Origin of the sequence: Gemmobacter serpentinus (genome assembly GCF_008973825.1) — a bacterium.
Classification (GTDB): domain Bacteria; phylum Pseudomonadota; class Alphaproteobacteria; order Rhodobacterales; family Rhodobacteraceae; genus Gemmobacter; species Gemmobacter serpentinus.
Map to the genome: position 1 here is coordinate 127,297 of NZ_WCHR01000020.1, position 16,891 is coordinate 144,187.

Below are 16,891 nucleotides of genomic sequence, written 5' to 3' on the forward strand. Positions count from 1 at the left end.
TCACAGCCCTCGCATACGGGGATCGAGCCGGTCACGGATCGCATCGCCGAACAGATTGATGCCAAGCAGGGTCAGGGCGATGCACAGGCCCGGAAAGATCCCCAACCAGGGCGCGGCGGACATATGCGGCCGGGCAGAGGCCAGCATATTGCCCCAGGTCGGTGCCGGTGGCGGCACCCCCAGCCCGAGGAACGAGAGCGCACTTTCTGTCAGCAGGACCGAACCGAACATGGTCGTCGCCAGCACGATCACGGGTGCCAGGCAATTGGGCAGCAGGTGGCGCAGCATCGTATAGGCTGCGGAATTGCCCATGATCCGCGAGGCCTCGATGAACTCACGCTCGCGCAGCGACAGCACGGCACCGCGCACCACCCGCACCATGGCCGGTGTATAGGCCAGCCCCAAGGCAAGGATGATGCCGTATTTGTTGGCCCCGGTGATCGACAGCAGCGCCAGCGCCAGCAGCATAGAGGGAAAGGACAGCATGGCGTCATTCACCATCATGATGGCGCGGTCCACCGCACCACGGGCATAGCCTGCAATCATGCCAAGGGTGACCCCGCCGCATACGGCAAAGCTGACGGTGATGAGGCTTATGCTGGTGCTGGTGCCTGCCGCGGCCATCAGGCGCGACAGGATATCGCGGCCGAACTCATCCGTGCCCAGCAGATTGGGCAGGCCGGGTGCCGCCAGCTTGTTGCGCAGATCGATGCGCAATGGGTCGAACGGGGTCCAGAACGTGCCGATCACGGCAGCAGACAGCACCAGTGCGATCAGGGTCAGGCCAATGATTTGATTTGGGCGCATAGGTCTCATTGCGCGGTCACCCGCGGATCGAAGATGGGATAAAGCAGATCGACGATCAGATTGACCACCATGTAGATGACGGCAACGAACAGCAGACAGCCCTGGATGACCGGATAGTCGCGGGCATAAATCGCATCGACAATCAGGCGGCCCAGCCCGGGCATGGTGAAGACGGTTTCGACCACCGCAACGCCCCCCAGCAGATTGCCAAGGATCAGCCCGATCAGCGTCCAGGTCGGGCCGAAGGCGTTGCGCGCGACATGTTTTGTCATGATCGCCGCCTCGCTCAGCCCCTTGGCGCGGGCATGGGTCACATAGTCCAGCCGCAGCACATCCAGTGTCGAGGCCCGCGCCATGCGGACGATGATACCGACCTCATGCAGCACCAGCGTCAGCACCGGCATGATGAGATAGATCAGCCCGGCCTTGGTGTCGGATGTGATCGCGACATAGCCGATCACCGGCAACCAGCCGAGCTTCAGTCCGAAGGTCAGCAGGATCATCAACCCCAGCCAGAAGGTCGGGATCGACACCAGCAGCGTGGACATGGCGATGATGCCAAGATCCAGGGCCCCGTTCTGTCTCCGGGCCGCCAGCATCCCCAGCGGCACGGCGATCAGCGTGGCAATTGCGACCGCAATCAGCACCATCCAGGCCGAAGTGGCGAAACGACGCAATACCAGATCCAGCACCGGCTCGTTGCTGGCAATCGAATTGCCAAGATCACCCGTCAGGGCCTTGCCCAGCCAGATGAGGAACTGGACCGGAACGGGCCGGTCCAGCCCCATCGCCTGCCGCGCCGCCTCAAGCGCCGCCGTATCGGCGAGATCGCCCATGATCAGACTGGCCGGATCGCCGGGGATCAGCCGGATCAGGCCGAAAACAGCGATCGACACCAGCAACAGGGTCGGGATTGTCGACAAAAGTCGCGTGAGGGCAAAGCGCAGCATGGCGGGTCCTGATGGTCAGCAGATCACGAGCGCGACACGCCCCAAAGGCGCACGATCCCTTGCAGCGTGCGATAGCCTTCGATGCCGGGACGGGCGGCGCTGACATCCAGGCTGTTGGTCAGCATGACCAAGGGCAGCTCCGCAAGGAAACGCTGATGCAAGGTGTCGAACAGCGCCTGACGTTTGGCAGGGTCGGCCTCGGCCGTCACTTGGGCGACAAGGGCGGTGACCTCGTCATTGTCCCAGATGGCGTTGGCATTCTCGGCCTTGGAGCCCGTAACAGCCTGGAAGGCCAGCGCGGGATCAGCCCGGTTCGAATAGTTGAACGCCATCACCTGATAGTTGCCGCTATTGAAGCGGTCGAGCTGGGTTGCCCAGTCCAGCACCTCGATCTCGGCATTGATTCCGACGGCCTGCAGCATCGCCTGGGCGATCATCGCGGTGTCGAAATTGATCGCCGAACGCCGGTTGGTCAGGATCGTGATCTTCTCGCCCTTGTAACCGGCTTCGGCCAGCAGCGCAGGAACCGCGGCCGGGTCATAGCTGTAGCCCTGCTTTTGCACATCGCCATGGTAGCTCGATTTGGACGCCACCAGCGAGTTGTTCGGCGTGGTCAGGCCGCCCATGATCGCGTCCACCAGACCGGGCATGTCGAGCGCCGCAACAAATGCCTTGCGCAGCGCGAGGTTCGACATCAGCGGATCGTCGGTCTGGAACAGCATGGTCACGATGCCGCCATGCGGCTCGGCCGTGATGGCCAGACCCTTTTCGTCGCGCAACTTGGCACCTTCGGTCGGCGAGATATAGGGCAGGATATCCAACGCACCGCTTTCCAGACCGGCGATCGCCGTCGAGATGTCCGGCACCACCAGAAAGTTGACCTCGTCGACCAAGGCCTCCTTGCGGCCGCCGAACCCGTCCGGCGCATCGCCATGCGGCACATAGCCGGCGTATTTGATCAACTGGATGCTCTCGCCCCGCTTCCACGCACCAAAGGCGAAAGGCCCGGTGCCGATCGGTGATTTCCAACTGCCATCCGCATTATAGGACGCCTGCGCAACAATCCCCATGCCGCCACATTGGGTCTGCGCCATAAGCGGCAGCAGCAGCGCGTTGGGTGTTTCCAGCGTCAGTGTCACGGTGCGGGCATCGGGTGCCGCAATTTCGGTGATCTTCGCACCACGCGATCCATCAAAGAAATTGCGGCAGGGGAAGTTCTCATCCCCAAGCATCTTTTCGAGGCTCCACTTCACGGCATCCGCGGTCAGCGGTTCGCCATTGTGAAAGGTCACCCCGTCGCGCAGCGTGAAGGCATAGCGCGTGCCATCCTCGGAGACGGTCCAGCTTTCGGCCAGCGCGGGCACGATACGGCCACCATCGCCCTGGGTCACCAGACCCTCGACCACGTTCATCATCACCGAGTCGGAACCTGCGTCGCGATTCACGCCCGGCTGGTTGCTGCGGATATCGGCATTGAGCTGCACCTTCAGCGGCTCGGCCAGAGCCAGACCGGGCCAGAGCGCCAATGCAAAAGGCAGGATATGGGCTGTCAGGCGGGTTGCGGAGCTCATTTTCATCCCTGTTGTTTTATTTCAGTATAAAAGCCAAATCATTTGGCGTATTATGTGTCAACTATGAATCCATAATGACATGAAAAACATGGCAAGCATTTCTCCGTCAGATCAATCGGCTCCGGTGCCTCTGGATGCCGTGGATGAGCGGATTCTGGCGGCGGTGCGACGCAATGGCCGCCTGACCAAGCAGGCACTGGCGGCCGAGGTCGGGCTGTCTGCAACCCCTGTCTGGGTGCGGCTGCGCCGGCTGGAGGCCGCCGGGGTCATCACCGGCTATCATGCAAGAATCGCCCCCGGACGGTTGCGCCCCATGGTGCGGGTCCTGGTCGAGCTGACTTTGGCCAGCCACCGCCACAGCGACTTCCTCCGCTTCGAGACCGCCATCGCCGGACTGCCCGAGGTCGTCGGCTGTCAGGCTGTCGGCGGCGGTGTCGATTACTTCATGACCACCGAAACCCCCGATATCGACAGCTATCAAAGGCTGATGGACCGCATTCTTGGCATGGAGATCGGCGTGCAGCGCTATTTCACCTACATCGTCACCCGGCAGGTCAAAGCCGGGACGGACTAAGGATGATGCGCATTTCAGTCCCGGCGGACCATCATCCCCGGCGTTTTGGACCAACCAAGCCCGCGCAAAGCGGCATGGTGTCAGGGCCAAAATCATCGCAGGATTTCGCTCTCATGTCGCAGCCCCGGCATCTGCCGCACCCTTCACATCATTCGGCACTCGACCGGCTGCAAGATCGCGGCCTGTTGCGGGGCCTTGCCTATATCGACGGGCGCTGGACAGCCGGCGCGCGCGACACCGCTGTGTTGGACCCTGCCAGCGGTGCCCAAGTGGCGCGGGTGACCGCACTTTCGGCACAGCAGGCGAGCGCGGCCATCGATGCCGCCAACGCGGCTTTTCCCGCATGGGCGGCACGATTGCCCGCCAATCGCGGTGCGCTGCTGGCCCATTGGGCCGACTTGATGCTGCGGCACACCGAGGATCTGGCGCTTATCATGGTGCTGGAACAGGGCAAGCCAATGGCCGAGGCGCGCGGAGAGATCGTCTATGCCGCGGGCTTTCTGCGCTGGTATGCCGCCGAGGGCGAGCGGATGAACACCGAAAGCGTCACCTCGCATCTGCCGGGTGCCGAAATGGTCGTGCGGCGCGAACCTCTGGGGGTGGCCGCGCTGGTGACACCATGGAACTTCCCTTCGGCGATGATCACGCGCAAGGCCGCCGCCGCACTGGCTGCGGGCTGCACCGTGACCGTCCACCCCTCGCCCGAAACGCCGCTCTCTGCACTGGCCCTGGCCGAACTGGCGGAGCGCGCAGGTCTGCCCGCGGGGGTTTTCAACGTGGTGACCGGCGCATCGATCGAACTGGTCGGCGCGTTCACGCGTGATCCGCGTGTGGCAGCACTCAGCTTTACCGGCTCGACCGCCGTTGGCACGCAGATCGCGCAGGCCTGTGCCGGCACCATGAAACGGCTGGTGATGGAACTGGGGGGCCACGCCCCGCTGATCGTGTTTGACGATGCCGACCTCGACCACGCTGTCCGCATCGCGATGGATGCCAAATTCGCCACCTCGGGGCAGGATTGTCTGGCGGCCAACCGCATCTTCGTACAGCGCGCTGTCTATGACGCATTCTGCCAGCGCATGGCGGTGGCGGTGGCGGCCTTGCGGTCTGGCCCCGGACTGGAACCTGAAACCGAGATCGGCCCGCTGATCCATGATCGCGCGGCGGCCCGTGTCATGGCGCAGATCGCGGACGCGCGATCCAAGGGCGCAAAGGTGCTGGCGGGTGGCACTGTGTCGCCGTTGGGGGCCGCGTATGTCCCCCCGACCCTTCTGGCCGATGTCCCGGATGGCGCGCGGATCCTGCAGGAAGAAACCTTCGGACCAGTTGCCGCGGTGCTGCCATTCGACACCGAAGCCGAGGTGATCGCCCGCGCCAATGCAACGGATTACGGGCTGGTTGCCTATGTCGTCACCCGCGACGGTGCCCGGCAATGGCGCATGGGACGTGCGCTGAATTTCGGCATGATCGCCATCAACCGGGTCAAGATTACCGGCGGGCCGGTTCCGTTCGGGGGCTGGAAAATGTCTGGCCTCGGCCGCGAGGGAGCCCGTCACGGGCTTGAGTCTTTTACTGAACTAAAATACGTCTGCATCGACACGGCTGCTTAGCTGCCGGGAAAGGATCACATGTCGGATCGTGACAATCAGCTGAATGCCTGGGACCGGGATCACTTCTTCCATCCCTCGACCCATATGGGCGCGCATTCCCGGGGCGAGACCCCGATCCGCACCATCGCCGGCGGCGAGGGTGTCTATATTACCGACACCAACGGCAAGCGCAGCCTTGATGCCTTTGCCGGGCTCTATTGCGTCAATGTCGGCTATGGTCGGCAAGAAATCGCGGAGGCCATCGCGGAACAGGCGCGCAACCTGGCCTATTATCACGCCTATGTCGGGCATGGCACCGAAGCCTCGGTCACGCTGGCGCGCATGATCGTCGAGCGCGCGCCCAAGCACATGAGCCGGGTCTATTTCGGCCTCTCGGGGTCCGACGCGAACGAAACCAATATCAAGCTGGTCTGGTATTACAACAACACGCTTGGCCGTCCCGAGAAGAAGAAGATCATTTCGCGCTGGCGCGGGTATCATGGCTCGGGCGTGATGACGGGCAGCATGACTGGCCTAGAGGCATTCCAGAAGGCGTTCGACCTGCCGCGCGCGCCGATCCTGCACACCGAGGCCCCCTATTACTTCCGCCGCGAAGACCGCAGCATGAGCGAGGAGCAATTCTCGGCCCATTGCGCGGCGAAGCTGGAAGACCTGATCCTGGCCGAAGGACCGGATACTGTTGCCGCCTTCATCGGCGAGCCGATCCTGGGGACCGGCGGTATCGTGCCGCCGCCAAAGGGCTATTGGGCCGCGATTCAAGCGGTGCTGAAGAAATACGACATCCTGCTGATCGCCGATGAGGTGGTGACGGGCTTTGGCCGGCTGGGGACCATGTTCGGATCTGACCATTACGGGATGGAACCCGATCTGATCACCATCGCCAAAGGCCTGACCTCGGCCTATCTGCCCCTGTCGGGCTCCATCGTCAGCCAGCGGATGTGGGATGTGCTTGTGCAGGGCTCTGATGCGATGGGTCCCATCGGCCATGGCTGGACCTATTCCGCCCACCCGGTCTGCGCTGCGGCCGGCGTGGCCAATCTCAAGCTGATCGACCAGCTGGATCTGGTCACCAACGCCCGTGAGACGGGGGCCTATTTCCAGGCGGCGCTTCGCGATGCGCTTGCCCATCACCGCAATGTCGGCGAAGTGCGCGGCGAGGGCCTGATGGCAGCCGTCGAATTGGTCGAAGACAGGGACGACCGCCGATTCTTTGATGCCGGGCGCAAAGTCGGCCCGCAAATCTATGCGGCGATGGCGGAAAAGGGCGTTCTGTCGCGCGCCATGCCGCAGGGCGATATCCTTGGCTTTGCGCCACCGCTCTGCCTGACCCGCGCCGAGGCCGATATCATCGTCTCCGCAATGGCGGGGGCGGTGAAATCGGTGCTGGGCTAGGGCCCACCCCGCGCGACCCGACAAGGGTCGCGCGTCTTCCGCTTGCGAAAGGATCTGCCGTGGCCCGCCTGACCGTCACGCTTGCGACCCGGGACTGGGATCATCTGACACCGTTGCTTCTGGGTGATGTGATCTCTGACCGGCTGGATCTTCGGATCACCCGGCTGGACAGCCTGTTACCCGCCGTGCGCGACCCTGATCCGTTTGATGCGGTCGAAACCTCGCTGTCACGCTATGTGGCGCTGCGCGTGGCGGGCGAGGATCGGATCATCGGAATCCCGCATTTCATCATGCGCGGCTTTCGTCATCGCTGTGTGCTTGTGGCCCGGAACAGCCCCCTGACCTGCCTGTCACAGCTGAAGGGGGCCCGGATCGGTCTGACCGGCTGGCATGACACCGGCAATATCTGGACCCGTGCGGCCCTTTCCGACGCGGGCGTCGGCATCGAGGATGCCCGCTGGTTCGCAGGGCGGCTGACGGCCGATCACCCGATCACGGACCGTTTGCGCGGCTACGGGCGCCCGGGCCGGATCGAACCTTGCCCGGACGAGGTGCCGATGCTGGATCTGCTGGCCAGCGGCGCGCTGGATGCGATCTGCACGCCTTTCATGCCAGCGGGCAGCTTTGGCCCCGATGCGGCGTTGCGGCCCCTGCTGCCCGATGTGGTGGCGGCAGAGTCCGCGTGGTTTGCCCGGTCCGGCTATATCCCCGGGCATCACATGATCAGCATCCGCCGCGAGGTCGCGCAGCGTGAACCCTGGATCGCGGCAGAGATCAGCCGGCTGCTGGATCAATCCCGCGCGGTCTGGCGGGCCAAGCGGCGCAAATATGCCGAGACCAGCCCCTGGCTGCTGGATGAGTTGCTGCGGGCCGCGCGCGCCATCCCGGACGGCACCGAGGCCAGTGGTGCAGCGGCGAACCAGGCCATGCTGGCTGCATTCTGCGACGCTCTGGCGGAACAACAGATTTTGCCCGCGCGCCCCGACCCAGCGTCGCTGTTCGACCTGCATCCCCAGTAACTCCGATCCCAAACCACACCAACTCCCGCGAGGTTTTCATGGACTGCGCCTTCTGGATGAGCACCCCCAACCTTGACCTGCTCGAGATGGTTGCCGGACAGGGGTTCCGCACCCTCGTCTGTGACATCGAACATAATGCCTTCGCCCCCGAGCGGCGCGAGGCACTGGTGGTCGCCGCCAAGGCGATGGGGCTGGCGGTCTATTTCAAGATCGAAGGGCCAGAGCCTGTCCATGTTCAGCGCGCCGCCGATCTGGGCATCGATGGCGTCATCATTCCCCATGTCGGCCGCTTGGCAGAGACGGCTACGACACTCGCCACCGCAAAATACCCGCCGCTGGGCACGCGCAGCTATGCGGGCGGGCGCTCGACCGGGTTTTCGGCCCTGGATGCAGATTTCTTCCAACGCTCGAACCGCAATTTCCGTTGCCTGCCCATGATCGAAACCGCCGAGGCGTTTGAGGATGTGGAAGCGATTTTGGCGCATCATTGTGTCGATGGCATCTTCATCGGTCCCTTCGATCTGGCGCTGACCCGTGGCCGGGCCGGCTATGCTTTCACCGAGGCCGACCGCGCAGATATTGACCAGCTGGTGGCAGCCGCCAAGAGGGCTGGCAAGCCCTGGTGGATGCCAGCCTGGCGCGCAGCAGAGCAGAGTTTTGCCCTGGATCATGGGGCGGAAATGGCTGTGGTCAGCGGCGAGCATGGCGTGATGGCGCGCGGATTGGCGCAGGCCATTGCCGCGCTGCCGCCCGGTGTCACGCTGGCAGGCAAGACCTGAGGCCCCGGAAATGCGTGCAGCCGGCCCCATCCCGCCTTCGCCAACGACGCGCCATCTGGGACAGCCTGAGGGCTGTCATCGGCGGCTGGCGGGCTAGCTGTCGGCAGCGTTGCGCAGATGCTGGCGCAACAGGGCCGCAGCCCAGTCGATCTTGCCGGCTTCGATCGCATCAAGAATGGCAATATGTTCGTTGCAGGATTACTGCAATCGATCCGGGCCAAGCACCTGATAATAGACCGTTTCCTGCATCCGGCGCAGATTGTTCTGGCGCTGGATCGCCTCATGGAGAAAGCGGTTGCCGGACCATGAGGCGATGGTTTCGTGAAAATTGGCGTTGACGCGGAACCATTCGTCACTTCCGACCGAGTTCGGCGGCGCCTCTCGCACCAGTTCATGTGCGCGGCGGATCTGGCGGATCTGTTCAGGATCGGCGGAGAACCCCGGCGTCTGCAGGGCCGCGCATTCGACGATGATGCGGAATTCGTAGCTGGCCGCGTAATCGGCGTCGGTCTCCAGCGAATCCACGAACCGCCAGCCATGACCCGGCAAACGCCGTGCCAAGCCCTCGGCGGCAAAGCGCATCAACAGCTTGCGGATCAGCCCGCGCGATTCCCCATAGCGTGGAAGCAATTCGGCTTCCGACACCTCTTGCGGCAAAAGCCCCGCCGCACGGTCGCGCATGATCTGCTGATACAGGGCTTCGGCGGGCGAGCTGGGCAACAGATCCGTAATCGATTCACCCGTGATGTCACGCGCGACCGCCATGCCGCGCCCCCCCGCTGGCGTCACGACCCCCTTTTCGGCCAACAGATCCAGCGCCGCGGCGACCGGCGAGCGTGACACACCAAAGCTGCGGGCCAGATCGGTGGTCGACAGCCGGGTGCCCGGGCTCAGCCCAAGGTCGCGGATCCGTTGCAGAATGCGCCGCGCGACCTCGATCTGAAGGTCACTGGGCAGGTCGTCCTGATCGTCAGTCCGGGCGTCTGGGGTCAATGCAATGCTCCTGTGCGGATTGGAACAAATTGCATTCTGCAAGGGCGTAAAATCAACAGATTTCTCAAATGGCAAAATTTTCGCTTTTCATATGATCAAAATTCAATAACCTGTGAGAAAGAATACAACAGGGAATCTCGAAGATGACAGAGGTCACCGCCTTTCCGCTGATCGAGGTCCGCGGGGCGCCGAAAGCGCGTGGCGAAAGCTATGGTGAGCAGGCGCGCGAGCGCGTCCGCCTTTCTGCAGGGCATTATGAAGCGCAGCTGGGCCGACTGGGCTATGACCGCACAGAGGTGGCGCGGCTGGTGCAGACCTTCTTGCCGCGCATCCGCGATTGGGCACCGGATCTGGTCGAGGAGATGGAAGGCATCGCCCGCGGGGCCGCCGTGGACCTGACCACCGTGGTGCTGGTCAATGCCCGCACCGAGGTGCTGCAACTGGCCCGGCGCGAGAAGAACCTGCCCGAAGACGAGCCCGATGGTTGCACCGGCGCGGTGATCCTGCCCGAAGCCACCCGCGAGGGGCGGCTGCTCCATGGCCAGAACTGGGACTGGAAATCGGAATGCACCGACACTTCGGTCGTGCTGAAGATCGAGCGCGAAGACGGCCCTTCGATCCTGACATTTACCGAGGCCGGCGGCCTGGCGCGCAGCGGCTTCAACTCGATCGGCACCACCATCACCGCCAATTATCTGGAATGCGAACGCGACTACCGCGAGATCGGCATCCCCCTGCCCTTCATCCGCCGCCGCGCGCTTGAAGCGGCATCCTATGCGATGTCGCTGCGGGTGGTGGCGATCACACCGAAATCCGGGTCGAACAACATGATGCTCTCGACCGCCGAGGGACACGCCGTCGACCTGGAATGTGCCCCAGACGAGGCGTTCACCCTGTTCCCCAGGAACGACATGATCGTCCATGCCAATCATTGGCAAAGCCAGGTGGCGCTGAGCAAGCTGCGCGAGACGGGCTTGGCGCAGGTGCCCGACAGCCTCTATCGGGATCACCGGGTCGAAAAGCGGCTGATGGCGCGGCATGGCGATATCACGATGGATGACCTGAAGGCGGCGCTGTTCGACCGTTTCGGGGCACCTTTGGCGGTCTGTCGCGCGCCCCTGACCCGAGAGGGTGTCGACAACCTCTCGGCCACGGTTGCCATGATCCTCTGCGATCCGGCGCTTGGGGTGATGGAAGTGGCACCGCTGCCAGCCGTTCAGCGCAACTTCACCCGCTACGAACTGGCGATGGACCCCGAGATGCAGGCAAGATTTGCCAATGGCCGTCTGGCGGAGGCGGGCTGATGCTGCGCTTCCTGCTCACGCGGATTCTGAGCGCGATCCCGACGATGTTGATCGTCACCATGGCGATCTTCGCATTGATGCGGATCATTCCGGGCGATCCGGCGGCCCTGATGCTGGGGGATATGGCCCAGCCCGGCCAGCTTGAGGAACTGCGCGCGCGCATGGGGCTGGACAAACCGCTGCCGGTGCAATTCGCCACATGGTTGGGGAATGTGCTGACCGGCGACTTCGGCAAGTCCACCGCCACCGGCGAAGCGGTGCTGCCATTGATCTTCGAGCGATTTTCGGTCTCGGCCACGGTGGTGCTGGTGGCGGTGTTGTTCGCATCACTGATCGCGGTCCCGGCCGGGATGATCGCGGCATGGCGGCAAAACCGTCTGAGCGATGTGATGATCGTCGGCACCGCGACCCTGTTCCTGTCGATCCCCAGCTTCTGGCTGGGATTGATGCTGCTGACAATCTTCGGGCTCTGGCTCGGATGGTTGCCGGTGGTGGGCTATGTGTCGGTCGCAGACAATCTGGGGGACGGATTGCTTTACCTCATCATGCCAGTGATGACGCTGGTGATGGTCGAGGCGGGTGCCATCACCCGCATGGCGCGTGCCAGCACGATCGAGGTGGCGCGGCTGGAATACATCACCCATGCCCGCGCCAAGGGCCTGTCCGAACGTGCGGTGATGTGGCGGCACGCCTTTCGCAACGCCTTCGCGCCGACCTGGACCCTGATCGGGCTGATCCTTGGCAGCCTGCTCGCGAATATCGCGGTCACCGAAACCGTCTTCACCATCCCCGGACTTGGCCGGATGCTGATCGACGGGATTTTTGCGCGCGACTATCCGGTGGTGCAGGGCTGTATGCTGTTCATCGCATTCCTTTATGTCGCGGTGAACCTGCTGGTTGACCTGATCTATCCGCTGCTTGATCCGCGGGTGACGGCATGAGCGTGCTTGGCCTGAAAATGCCCGCCCTGCGGCTGAACGGACTGCTGGGGGCGCTGATCCTTGGCAGCGTGGTGCTGATCGCGATCTTCGGTCCGCTGCTGGTCTCGGGCGATCCGATGGCGCTGGATTTCGCCGCAAGGCTCAAGGGACCGATGTCCGGGCATCCGCTCGGCGGCGACGAGTTTGGCCGCGATGTGATGCTGAGGCTGATCCATGGCGCGCGCACCAGCATCTGGATCGCGTTTTTCACCACCTGTTTTGCGGTGGCTGGTGGCTTGGCCATCGGCATTCTGGCGGGCTTTCTGCGCGGCTGGGTCGATCGGGTCCTGATGATGTTCAACGATGCTCTGCTGGCCTTTCCGGGCCTGTTGCTGGCGCTTGGGTTCATGGCGGTCTTTGGGGCCAGCCGGCAAGGGATCATCATCGCCCTGGGTCTGGCCTATATGCCCGTGGTGGTGCGGGTTGTGCGCGGCACGGTGCTTTCGCTGCGCGAGCGCGAATTCGTCGAAGCCTCACGCGTGATGGGCAATTCCGAACTGACCACGATGTTTCGCCATATCCTGCCCAACTGCCTGGCGCCGGTGACAGTGCTTGCGACCACGATGTTCGGCTGGGTGATCCTGGCGGAAAGCGCGCTCAGCTTCCTCGGGCTTGGCGTGCCGCCACCAGAACCCAGCTGGGGCAACATGCTGTCGACCGCAAGGCCCTATGCCGGGCAGGCACCGCATCTGATCTTTCTGCCGGGACTTTGCATCTCTGTGACGCTGCTCGGGGTGAACATGTTTGGCGATGCGGTCCGCGACTGGCTTGACCCCAAGATGCAAGGATGATGCCGATGAATGCGCAGCCCCCGCTGCTTTCAGTGCGCAACCTGACGGTGCGCCCGGGTCGGACCCTGCCGCCGGTGGTGCGCGACCTGTCCTTTGACATTGCCCCGGGCGAGATGCTGGCTCTTGTTGGCGAAAGCGGGTCGGGCAAGACCATGGCCGCGCGCTCGGTGTTGCGCCTGCTGCCTGCGCCGTTGATGCCGGTCGAGGGCAGTTCGATCCGCCTGAAAGGCAGCGAACTGCTGACGCTGTCGGACCACGAGATGTGCAAGGTGCGCGGCGCGCGCATCGGCATGGTGTTTCAGGAGCCGATGGTTTCGCTGAACCCCGCCATGCAGATCGGCAAACAGATGGCCGAGGCATTGCGTCTGCATCACCGCCTGTCGGATGCAGAGATCCGCGACCGCAGCCTTGCGATGCTGGAACGCATCCGTATCAAGGACCCTGCCAAATGCCTGGCGGCCTGGCCGCACGAATTTTCGGGCGGGATGCGGCAGCGGATCATGCTGGCCTCGGTCATGCTGCTGAAGCCCGAATTGCTGATCGCGGATGAACCGACCACGGCACTGGATACGCTGGTGCAACGCGATGTGCTGGATCTGATGGTCGAACTGACCCAAGAGCAGGGCACCGGCGTTCTGCTGATCAGTCATGATCTCGGCATGGTGGCGAAATACGCCCCTAGCGTCGTGGTCATGCAGTCAGGTATCGCGGTGGAACAGGGCCGCAGCGCCAAAGTGCTAACGGCCCCGGCGCATCCCTATACCAAAAGCCTGATCGATGCGCTGCCACGCCGCGCCGAAGGTGGCAGCCGCGACACCACCGCGCGCCCGGCGCTGATCGAAGTGCAGGGGGTCGTCATCGATTACCCGGGGCGCGAGCGGTTCTTGCGCCGCGACCCGCCCAAACGCGCCGTCCATGGCGTCGATCTGACCATCGGCAGCGGCGAGACGCTGGCGCTTGTCGGGGCTTCTGGCTCCGGCAAGACCACCATCGGGCGCGCCATTGTCGGGCTTGTGCGGCCCAGTGCCGGGGCCATCCGCTATCAGGGCCACGACCTGCTGCAAGCGGGGCCGGAAACCGCGCGGTTGCGCGCGCGGATGCAGATCGTTTTCCAAGACCCCTACTCTTCGCTCGATCCACGCCAACGCATCGAAAAAGTGGTGGCCGAACCGCTGCTGCTGGACAAGGCGATGACTGCGGCCGACCGCCGCGATCGCGTGCGCGCGGTGTTCGAAGAGGTCGGGCTTCCATGGGCCCTGGCCGATCGCCTGCCACATCAGCTTTCGGGCGGGCAACGCCAGCGCGTGGCCATTGCCCGCGCCATCGTGCGCAACCCGGCCTTTGTGGTGGCGGATGAGCCGGTCTCGGCGCTGGATATGACAGTGCAAAAGCAGATCCTGCGGCTGATCCGGGCCTTGCAGGACAAGCACGGCTTCGCCTGTCTTTTCGTGTCGCATGATCTTGGCGCGGTCGAACAGGTCGCCGACCGCGTCGCGGTGATGGAAAACGGGCTTATCGTCGAAATGGGGACACGGGACGAGATCTTTGACACCCCCCAGCACGACTATACGCGGCGGCTGCTGGATGCGGCGATGCTGATCGACCGCAGCTTCGGCGCGGTCATGGCCTAGGGGACCCGGCAATGCGCAATGTTCAAGGTCACGGCAAATCCCTCAGCTATTACGATTTCGGCCATACCACCGTCTATGCCGCGCGCCGCGACCCGCGCTGCAGCTACTGTGCCTATATCCCCGCCGATTATGACGAGGATGGCGACAAGGACTATCCTCTGGTGGTGCTGATCCACGGCACCGCGCGCGGCATGACCCGGTATCGTGACAGCTTTGCGGCCTTTGCCGAAGCGCATGGTGTCATCGTGCTGGCACCGCTGTTTCCGGTGAACCTGTGCTTTCCCGGAGACCTTTCGAGCTACAAGTTCCTGCGCCATGGCGGGGTGGATTACGATCTGATCCTGCTCGACATGATCGAGGAAATGCGCGAGAAATATAGCATCCCCGACCGGCGCGTCATGATGTATGGCTTTTCGGGCGGCGGGCATTTCACGCACCGCTTTCTCTATCTGCACCCCGAACGGCTTTTGGCAGCCTCGGTCGGCGCGCCGGGCATGGTGACGCTGCTTGACCAAAGCCGCGATTTCTGGGTCGGCGTGCGTGACTTCCAGGATCGTTTCGGCAAGGCACTTGACCTTGACGCCATCCGCCAGGTGCCGGTGCAACTGATCGTCGGCGCGGAGGATCGCGAGACATGGGAAATCACCATCCAACCCGATGATCCGCTGTGGATGCCCGACGCTAATATCGCGGGCATCGACCGCAACGACCGGCTGCTCAGCCTGAAGGCGAGCCTTGCCAGCCATGGCATCGCCGTGCGCCACGACATCATCCCCGGCACCGCGCATAACGACACGCCCATGCTGGGGACGGTGCAAGAGTTTTTCACGACTGTGCTGGACGCGAACCGCCGCGGCCTGCGCAGACCGACATAACAGCGGACACCAAACAACAGGGAAACACCATGAACTGGAAATCCGTCATCCTTGCCGCCGGGCTTGCCACATTCGGCGTCGGCGCTGTCCTGGCGCAACAGACCGGGGGCACCTTGACCATCCGGCTGAACTCGGACATCCGCGCCACCGATGGCCTGAACCGCGATGGCAATACCGATATGGTCATGCACCATATCTTTGAAACCCTGGTCGCCTATAAGGACGATCTGACGATCGGACCGCTGCTGGCCGAAAGCTGGACGCTGTCGGATGATGGCCGCACCTATACGTTCACGCTGCGCGAAGGGGCGAGGTTCCACAATGGTGCGCCGGTCACCGCACAGGATGTGATCTGGAACTGGGACCGCCGCGTCGCCGCCGGCAGCGACTGGTTCTGCAATCCGTATTTCGACGGCACGCAGGGGCTGAAGGTTGAATCGATCACCGCAACCGATGATCGCACCGTGGTCTTCACCATCAATGAACCGAATGCCCTGTTCCTTGCACAATTGGCCAATATCCAGTGCAATGGCTGGGTCGCGCATCCCGACAGCATGTCGGCTGATGGCACCTGGAACACTGAGGCGCCGATCGGGTCGGGGCCCTTCCGCATGGGCGAGTGGAAACGCGGCCAGTATTTGCAACTGGAGCGCTTTGCAGATTACGTCCCGCTCAAGACCCCGATGTCGGGCTATGCCGGGGATCGCACAGCCTATGTCGATGCCGTCCGCTTCCTGACCGTTCCCGATACCGCCGCAGCTGAATCCGCACTTTATGCCGGGCAGATCGACGTGCTGCCCGATCTCGAACCCGCCAATATCGGCGAGGCCGAAAAGAATGGCGCGGCCATCGTCACCGGCGACGGTCTCGGTTTTCAGGTGCTTCTGGTGCAGACCGACGATCCGCTGCTGTCGGATGTGCGGATGCGCAAGGCGATCATTCAGGCCATCGACTTTGAACAGATCGCCAAGCTGCGCTCAAGCGGACTGTCCAGCTTCAACCCCTCGATGGTGCCCAATGCCTCGACCTTCTTTGACGAGAGCTTCCTGAACTGGCCGCGCTATGATGTGGCGGCCGCCAAGGCCCTTCTGGCCGAAGCCGGATACAAGAACCAGCCGATCACCATCCAGACCAATACCCGTTATCAGAACATGTATGAGGTCGCGGTCGTGGCGCAGGCTATGCTGCAGGCCGCAGGCATCAATGCCCAGCTTGAGGTGCTGGACTGGGCCACGCAGCTCGACAACTATTCCAACGGCAAGTTCCAGCTGCAATCCTTCAGCTACTCGCCGCGACTGGACCCGTCGCTGCTTTATGGCGTGTTCCTTGGCGACAAGGCCACGGATGCCTCGGCCCAGTGGGAAAACCCGGCCGCGATGGATCTCTATATCCGTTCGACCAAGGAAGCCGATCCGCAAGCACGCCAGAACCTGTTCCGGGAGCTGCATGGCCTGCTGGTCGAAGATCTTGCCGTCATGGGGCTGATGTATGTGCCGCTGGTCGATGCGGTCAGCAAATCGGTCAACGGCTATACCGTCTGGCCCGGCGGGCGCACCCGGGCATGGGGCGTGTCCAAGGTCAACTGAGGCACGGCGCGCGGGGGGCCGCAGCCTCC

At 63.4% G+C, this 16,891-nt stretch carries 14 protein-coding genes and 1 pseudogene; 11 read left to right on the forward strand and 4 right to left on the reverse strand.

The window, feature by feature from the left end:
* The 3 genes from GBJ34_RS13460 to GBJ34_RS13470 are packed head-to-tail and all read right to left on the reverse strand — an operon-like array spanning position 1 to position 3,328.
* Positions 1-807 (reverse strand): ABC transporter permease, encoded by an 807-nt coding sequence (locus GBJ34_RS13460; RefSeq protein ID WP_226341170.1) that lies wholly within the window; start codon positions 805-807, stop codon positions 1-3.
* 5 nt (positions 808-812) lie between these two features.
* Positions 813-1,757: an ABC transporter permease gene (locus GBJ34_RS13465; RefSeq protein ID WP_151719730.1), complete on the reverse strand. Its 945-nt coding sequence runs from the start codon at positions 1,755-1,757 to the stop codon at positions 813-815.
* 23 nt (positions 1,758-1,780) lie between these two features.
* Positions 1,781-3,328 (reverse strand): ABC transporter substrate-binding protein, encoded by a 1,548-nt coding sequence (locus GBJ34_RS13470; protein WP_151719731.1) that lies wholly within the window; start codon positions 3,326-3,328, stop codon positions 1,781-1,783.
* An 88-nt stretch (positions 3,329-3,416) separates the two neighbouring features.
* Here GBJ34_RS13470 and GBJ34_RS13475 point away from each other — a divergent pair, with 88 nt between their 5' ends.
* The 5 genes from GBJ34_RS13475 to GBJ34_RS13495 all read left to right on the forward strand — a co-directional run bounded on the left by GBJ34_RS13475 (position 3,417) and on the right by GBJ34_RS13495 (position 8,702).
* Complete coding sequence (locus tag GBJ34_RS13475; RefSeq protein ID WP_226341171.1) at positions 3,417-3,902, forward strand: Lrp/AsnC family transcriptional regulator; 486 nt, start codon at positions 3,417-3,419, stop codon at positions 3,900-3,902.
* A gap of 113 nt (positions 3,903-4,015) precedes the next feature.
* Entirely contained in the window at positions 4,016-5,512 is a 1,497-nt protein-coding gene (locus GBJ34_RS13480) for an NAD-dependent succinate-semialdehyde dehydrogenase (RefSeq protein ID WP_151719732.1), read from the forward strand.
* Between the two features lie 18 nt (positions 5,513-5,530).
* Positions 5,531-6,904, forward strand: a complete 1,374-nt coding sequence (locus tag GBJ34_RS13485) for an aspartate aminotransferase family protein (protein ID WP_151719733.1) — start codon at positions 5,531-5,533, stop codon at positions 6,902-6,904.
* Positions 6,905-6,963: 59 nt separating this feature from the next.
* On the forward strand, positions 6,964-7,923 hold the full coding sequence (locus GBJ34_RS13490) for a type 2 periplasmic-binding domain-containing protein (protein ID WP_226341172.1): 960 nt from the start codon (positions 6,964-6,966) through the stop codon (positions 7,921-7,923).
* A gap of 56 nt (positions 7,924-7,979) precedes the next feature.
* Positions 7,980-8,702, forward strand: a complete 723-nt coding sequence (locus GBJ34_RS13495) for an aldolase/citrate lyase family protein (RefSeq protein WP_151719734.1) — start codon at positions 7,980-7,982, stop codon at positions 8,700-8,702.
* Between the two features lie 93 nt (positions 8,703-8,795).
* Here the strand turns inward: GBJ34_RS13495 and GBJ34_RS13505 are convergent.
* Positions 8,796-9,770, reverse strand: a pseudogene (locus GBJ34_RS13505) (GntR family transcriptional regulator).
* A 68-nt stretch (positions 9,771-9,838) separates the two neighbouring features.
* On the opposite strand from GBJ34_RS13505, the gene GBJ34_RS13510 reads away from it, so the two are divergent.
* The 6 genes from GBJ34_RS13510 to GBJ34_RS13535 are packed head-to-tail and all read left to right on the forward strand — an operon-like array spanning position 9,839 to position 16,862.
* A complete protein-coding gene (locus GBJ34_RS13510; protein WP_151719736.1) occupies positions 9,839-10,999 on the forward strand; it encodes a C45 family autoproteolytic acyltransferase/hydolase in 1,161 nt (386 codons plus the stop codon).
* Positions 10,999-11,940, forward strand: a complete 942-nt coding sequence (locus GBJ34_RS13515) for an ABC transporter permease (RefSeq protein ID WP_151719737.1) — start codon at positions 10,999-11,001, stop codon at positions 11,938-11,940. The genes GBJ34_RS13510 and GBJ34_RS13515 overlap by 1 nt, the downstream gene beginning before the upstream one ends.
* The gene (locus tag GBJ34_RS13520) at positions 11,937-12,770 is read left to right on the forward strand and encodes an ABC transporter permease (protein ID WP_226341173.1); all 834 of its coding nucleotides are present in this window, start codon (positions 11,937-11,939) and stop codon (positions 12,768-12,770) included. Before GBJ34_RS13515 ends, GBJ34_RS13520 begins: the two co-directional genes overlap by 4 nt.
* A gap of 5 nt (positions 12,771-12,775) precedes the next feature.
* Positions 12,776-14,401: an ABC transporter ATP-binding protein gene (locus GBJ34_RS13525; protein WP_151719738.1), complete on the forward strand. Its 1,626-nt coding sequence runs from the start codon at positions 12,776-12,778 to the stop codon at positions 14,399-14,401.
* Positions 14,402-14,412: 11 nt separating this feature from the next.
* Positions 14,413-15,276 carry an alpha/beta hydrolase gene (locus GBJ34_RS13530; RefSeq protein WP_151719739.1) on the forward strand — a complete coding sequence of 288 codons (864 nt, stop codon included), beginning with the start codon at positions 14,413-14,415 and terminating at the stop codon, positions 15,274-15,276.
* A gap of 29 nt (positions 15,277-15,305) precedes the next feature.
* The gene (locus GBJ34_RS13535; protein WP_151719740.1) at positions 15,306-16,862 is read left to right on the forward strand and encodes an ABC transporter substrate-binding protein; all 1,557 of its coding nucleotides are present in this window, start codon (positions 15,306-15,308) and stop codon (positions 16,860-16,862) included.
* The last annotated feature ends 29 nt before the right edge of the window (positions 16,863-16,891 follow it).

What these genes read in the sequence shown, in the direction of transcription:
- GBJ34_RS13515 (WP_151719737.1), top strand. Translation starts at nt 10,999, where the DNA reads ATGCTGCGCTTCCTGCTCACGCGGATTCTGAGCGCGATCCCGACGATG.
- GBJ34_RS13510 (WP_151719736.1), top strand. Translation starts at nt 9,839, where the DNA reads ATGACAGAGGTCACCGCCTTTCCGCTGATCGAGGTCCGCGGGGCGCCG.
- GBJ34_RS13485 (WP_151719733.1), top strand. Translation starts at nt 5,531, where the DNA reads ATGTCGGATCGTGACAATCAGCTGAATGCCTGGGACCGGGATCACTTC.
- GBJ34_RS13525 (WP_151719738.1), top strand. Translation starts at nt 12,776, where the DNA reads ATGAATGCGCAGCCCCCGCTGCTTTCAGTGCGCAACCTGACGGTGCGC.
- GBJ34_RS13460 (WP_226341170.1), bottom strand. Translation starts at nt 807, where the DNA reads ATGCGCCCAAATCAAATCATTGGCCTGACCCTGATCGCACTGGTGCTG.
- GBJ34_RS13520 (WP_226341173.1), top strand. Translation starts at nt 11,937, where the DNA reads ATGAGCGTGCTTGGCCTGAAAATGCCCGCCCTGCGGCTGAACGGACTG.
- GBJ34_RS13465 (WP_151719730.1), bottom strand. Translation starts at nt 1,757, where the DNA reads ATGCTGCGCTTTGCCCTCACGCGACTTTTGTCGACAATCCCGACCCTG.
- GBJ34_RS13475 (WP_226341171.1), top strand. Translation starts at nt 3,417, where the DNA reads ATGGCAAGCATTTCTCCGTCAGATCAATCGGCTCCGGTGCCTCTGGAT.
- GBJ34_RS13480 (WP_151719732.1), top strand. Translation starts at nt 4,016, where the DNA reads ATGTCGCAGCCCCGGCATCTGCCGCACCCTTCACATCATTCGGCACTC.
- GBJ34_RS13470 (WP_151719731.1), bottom strand. Translation starts at nt 3,328, where the DNA reads ATGAGCTCCGCAACCCGCCTGACAGCCCATATCCTGCCTTTTGCATTG.
- GBJ34_RS13535 (WP_151719740.1), top strand. Translation starts at nt 15,306, where the DNA reads ATGAACTGGAAATCCGTCATCCTTGCCGCCGGGCTTGCCACATTCGGC.
- GBJ34_RS13530 (WP_151719739.1), top strand. Translation starts at nt 14,413, where the DNA reads ATGCGCAATGTTCAAGGTCACGGCAAATCCCTCAGCTATTACGATTTC.
- GBJ34_RS13495 (WP_151719734.1), top strand. Translation starts at nt 7,980, where the DNA reads ATGAGCACCCCCAACCTTGACCTGCTCGAGATGGTTGCCGGACAGGGG.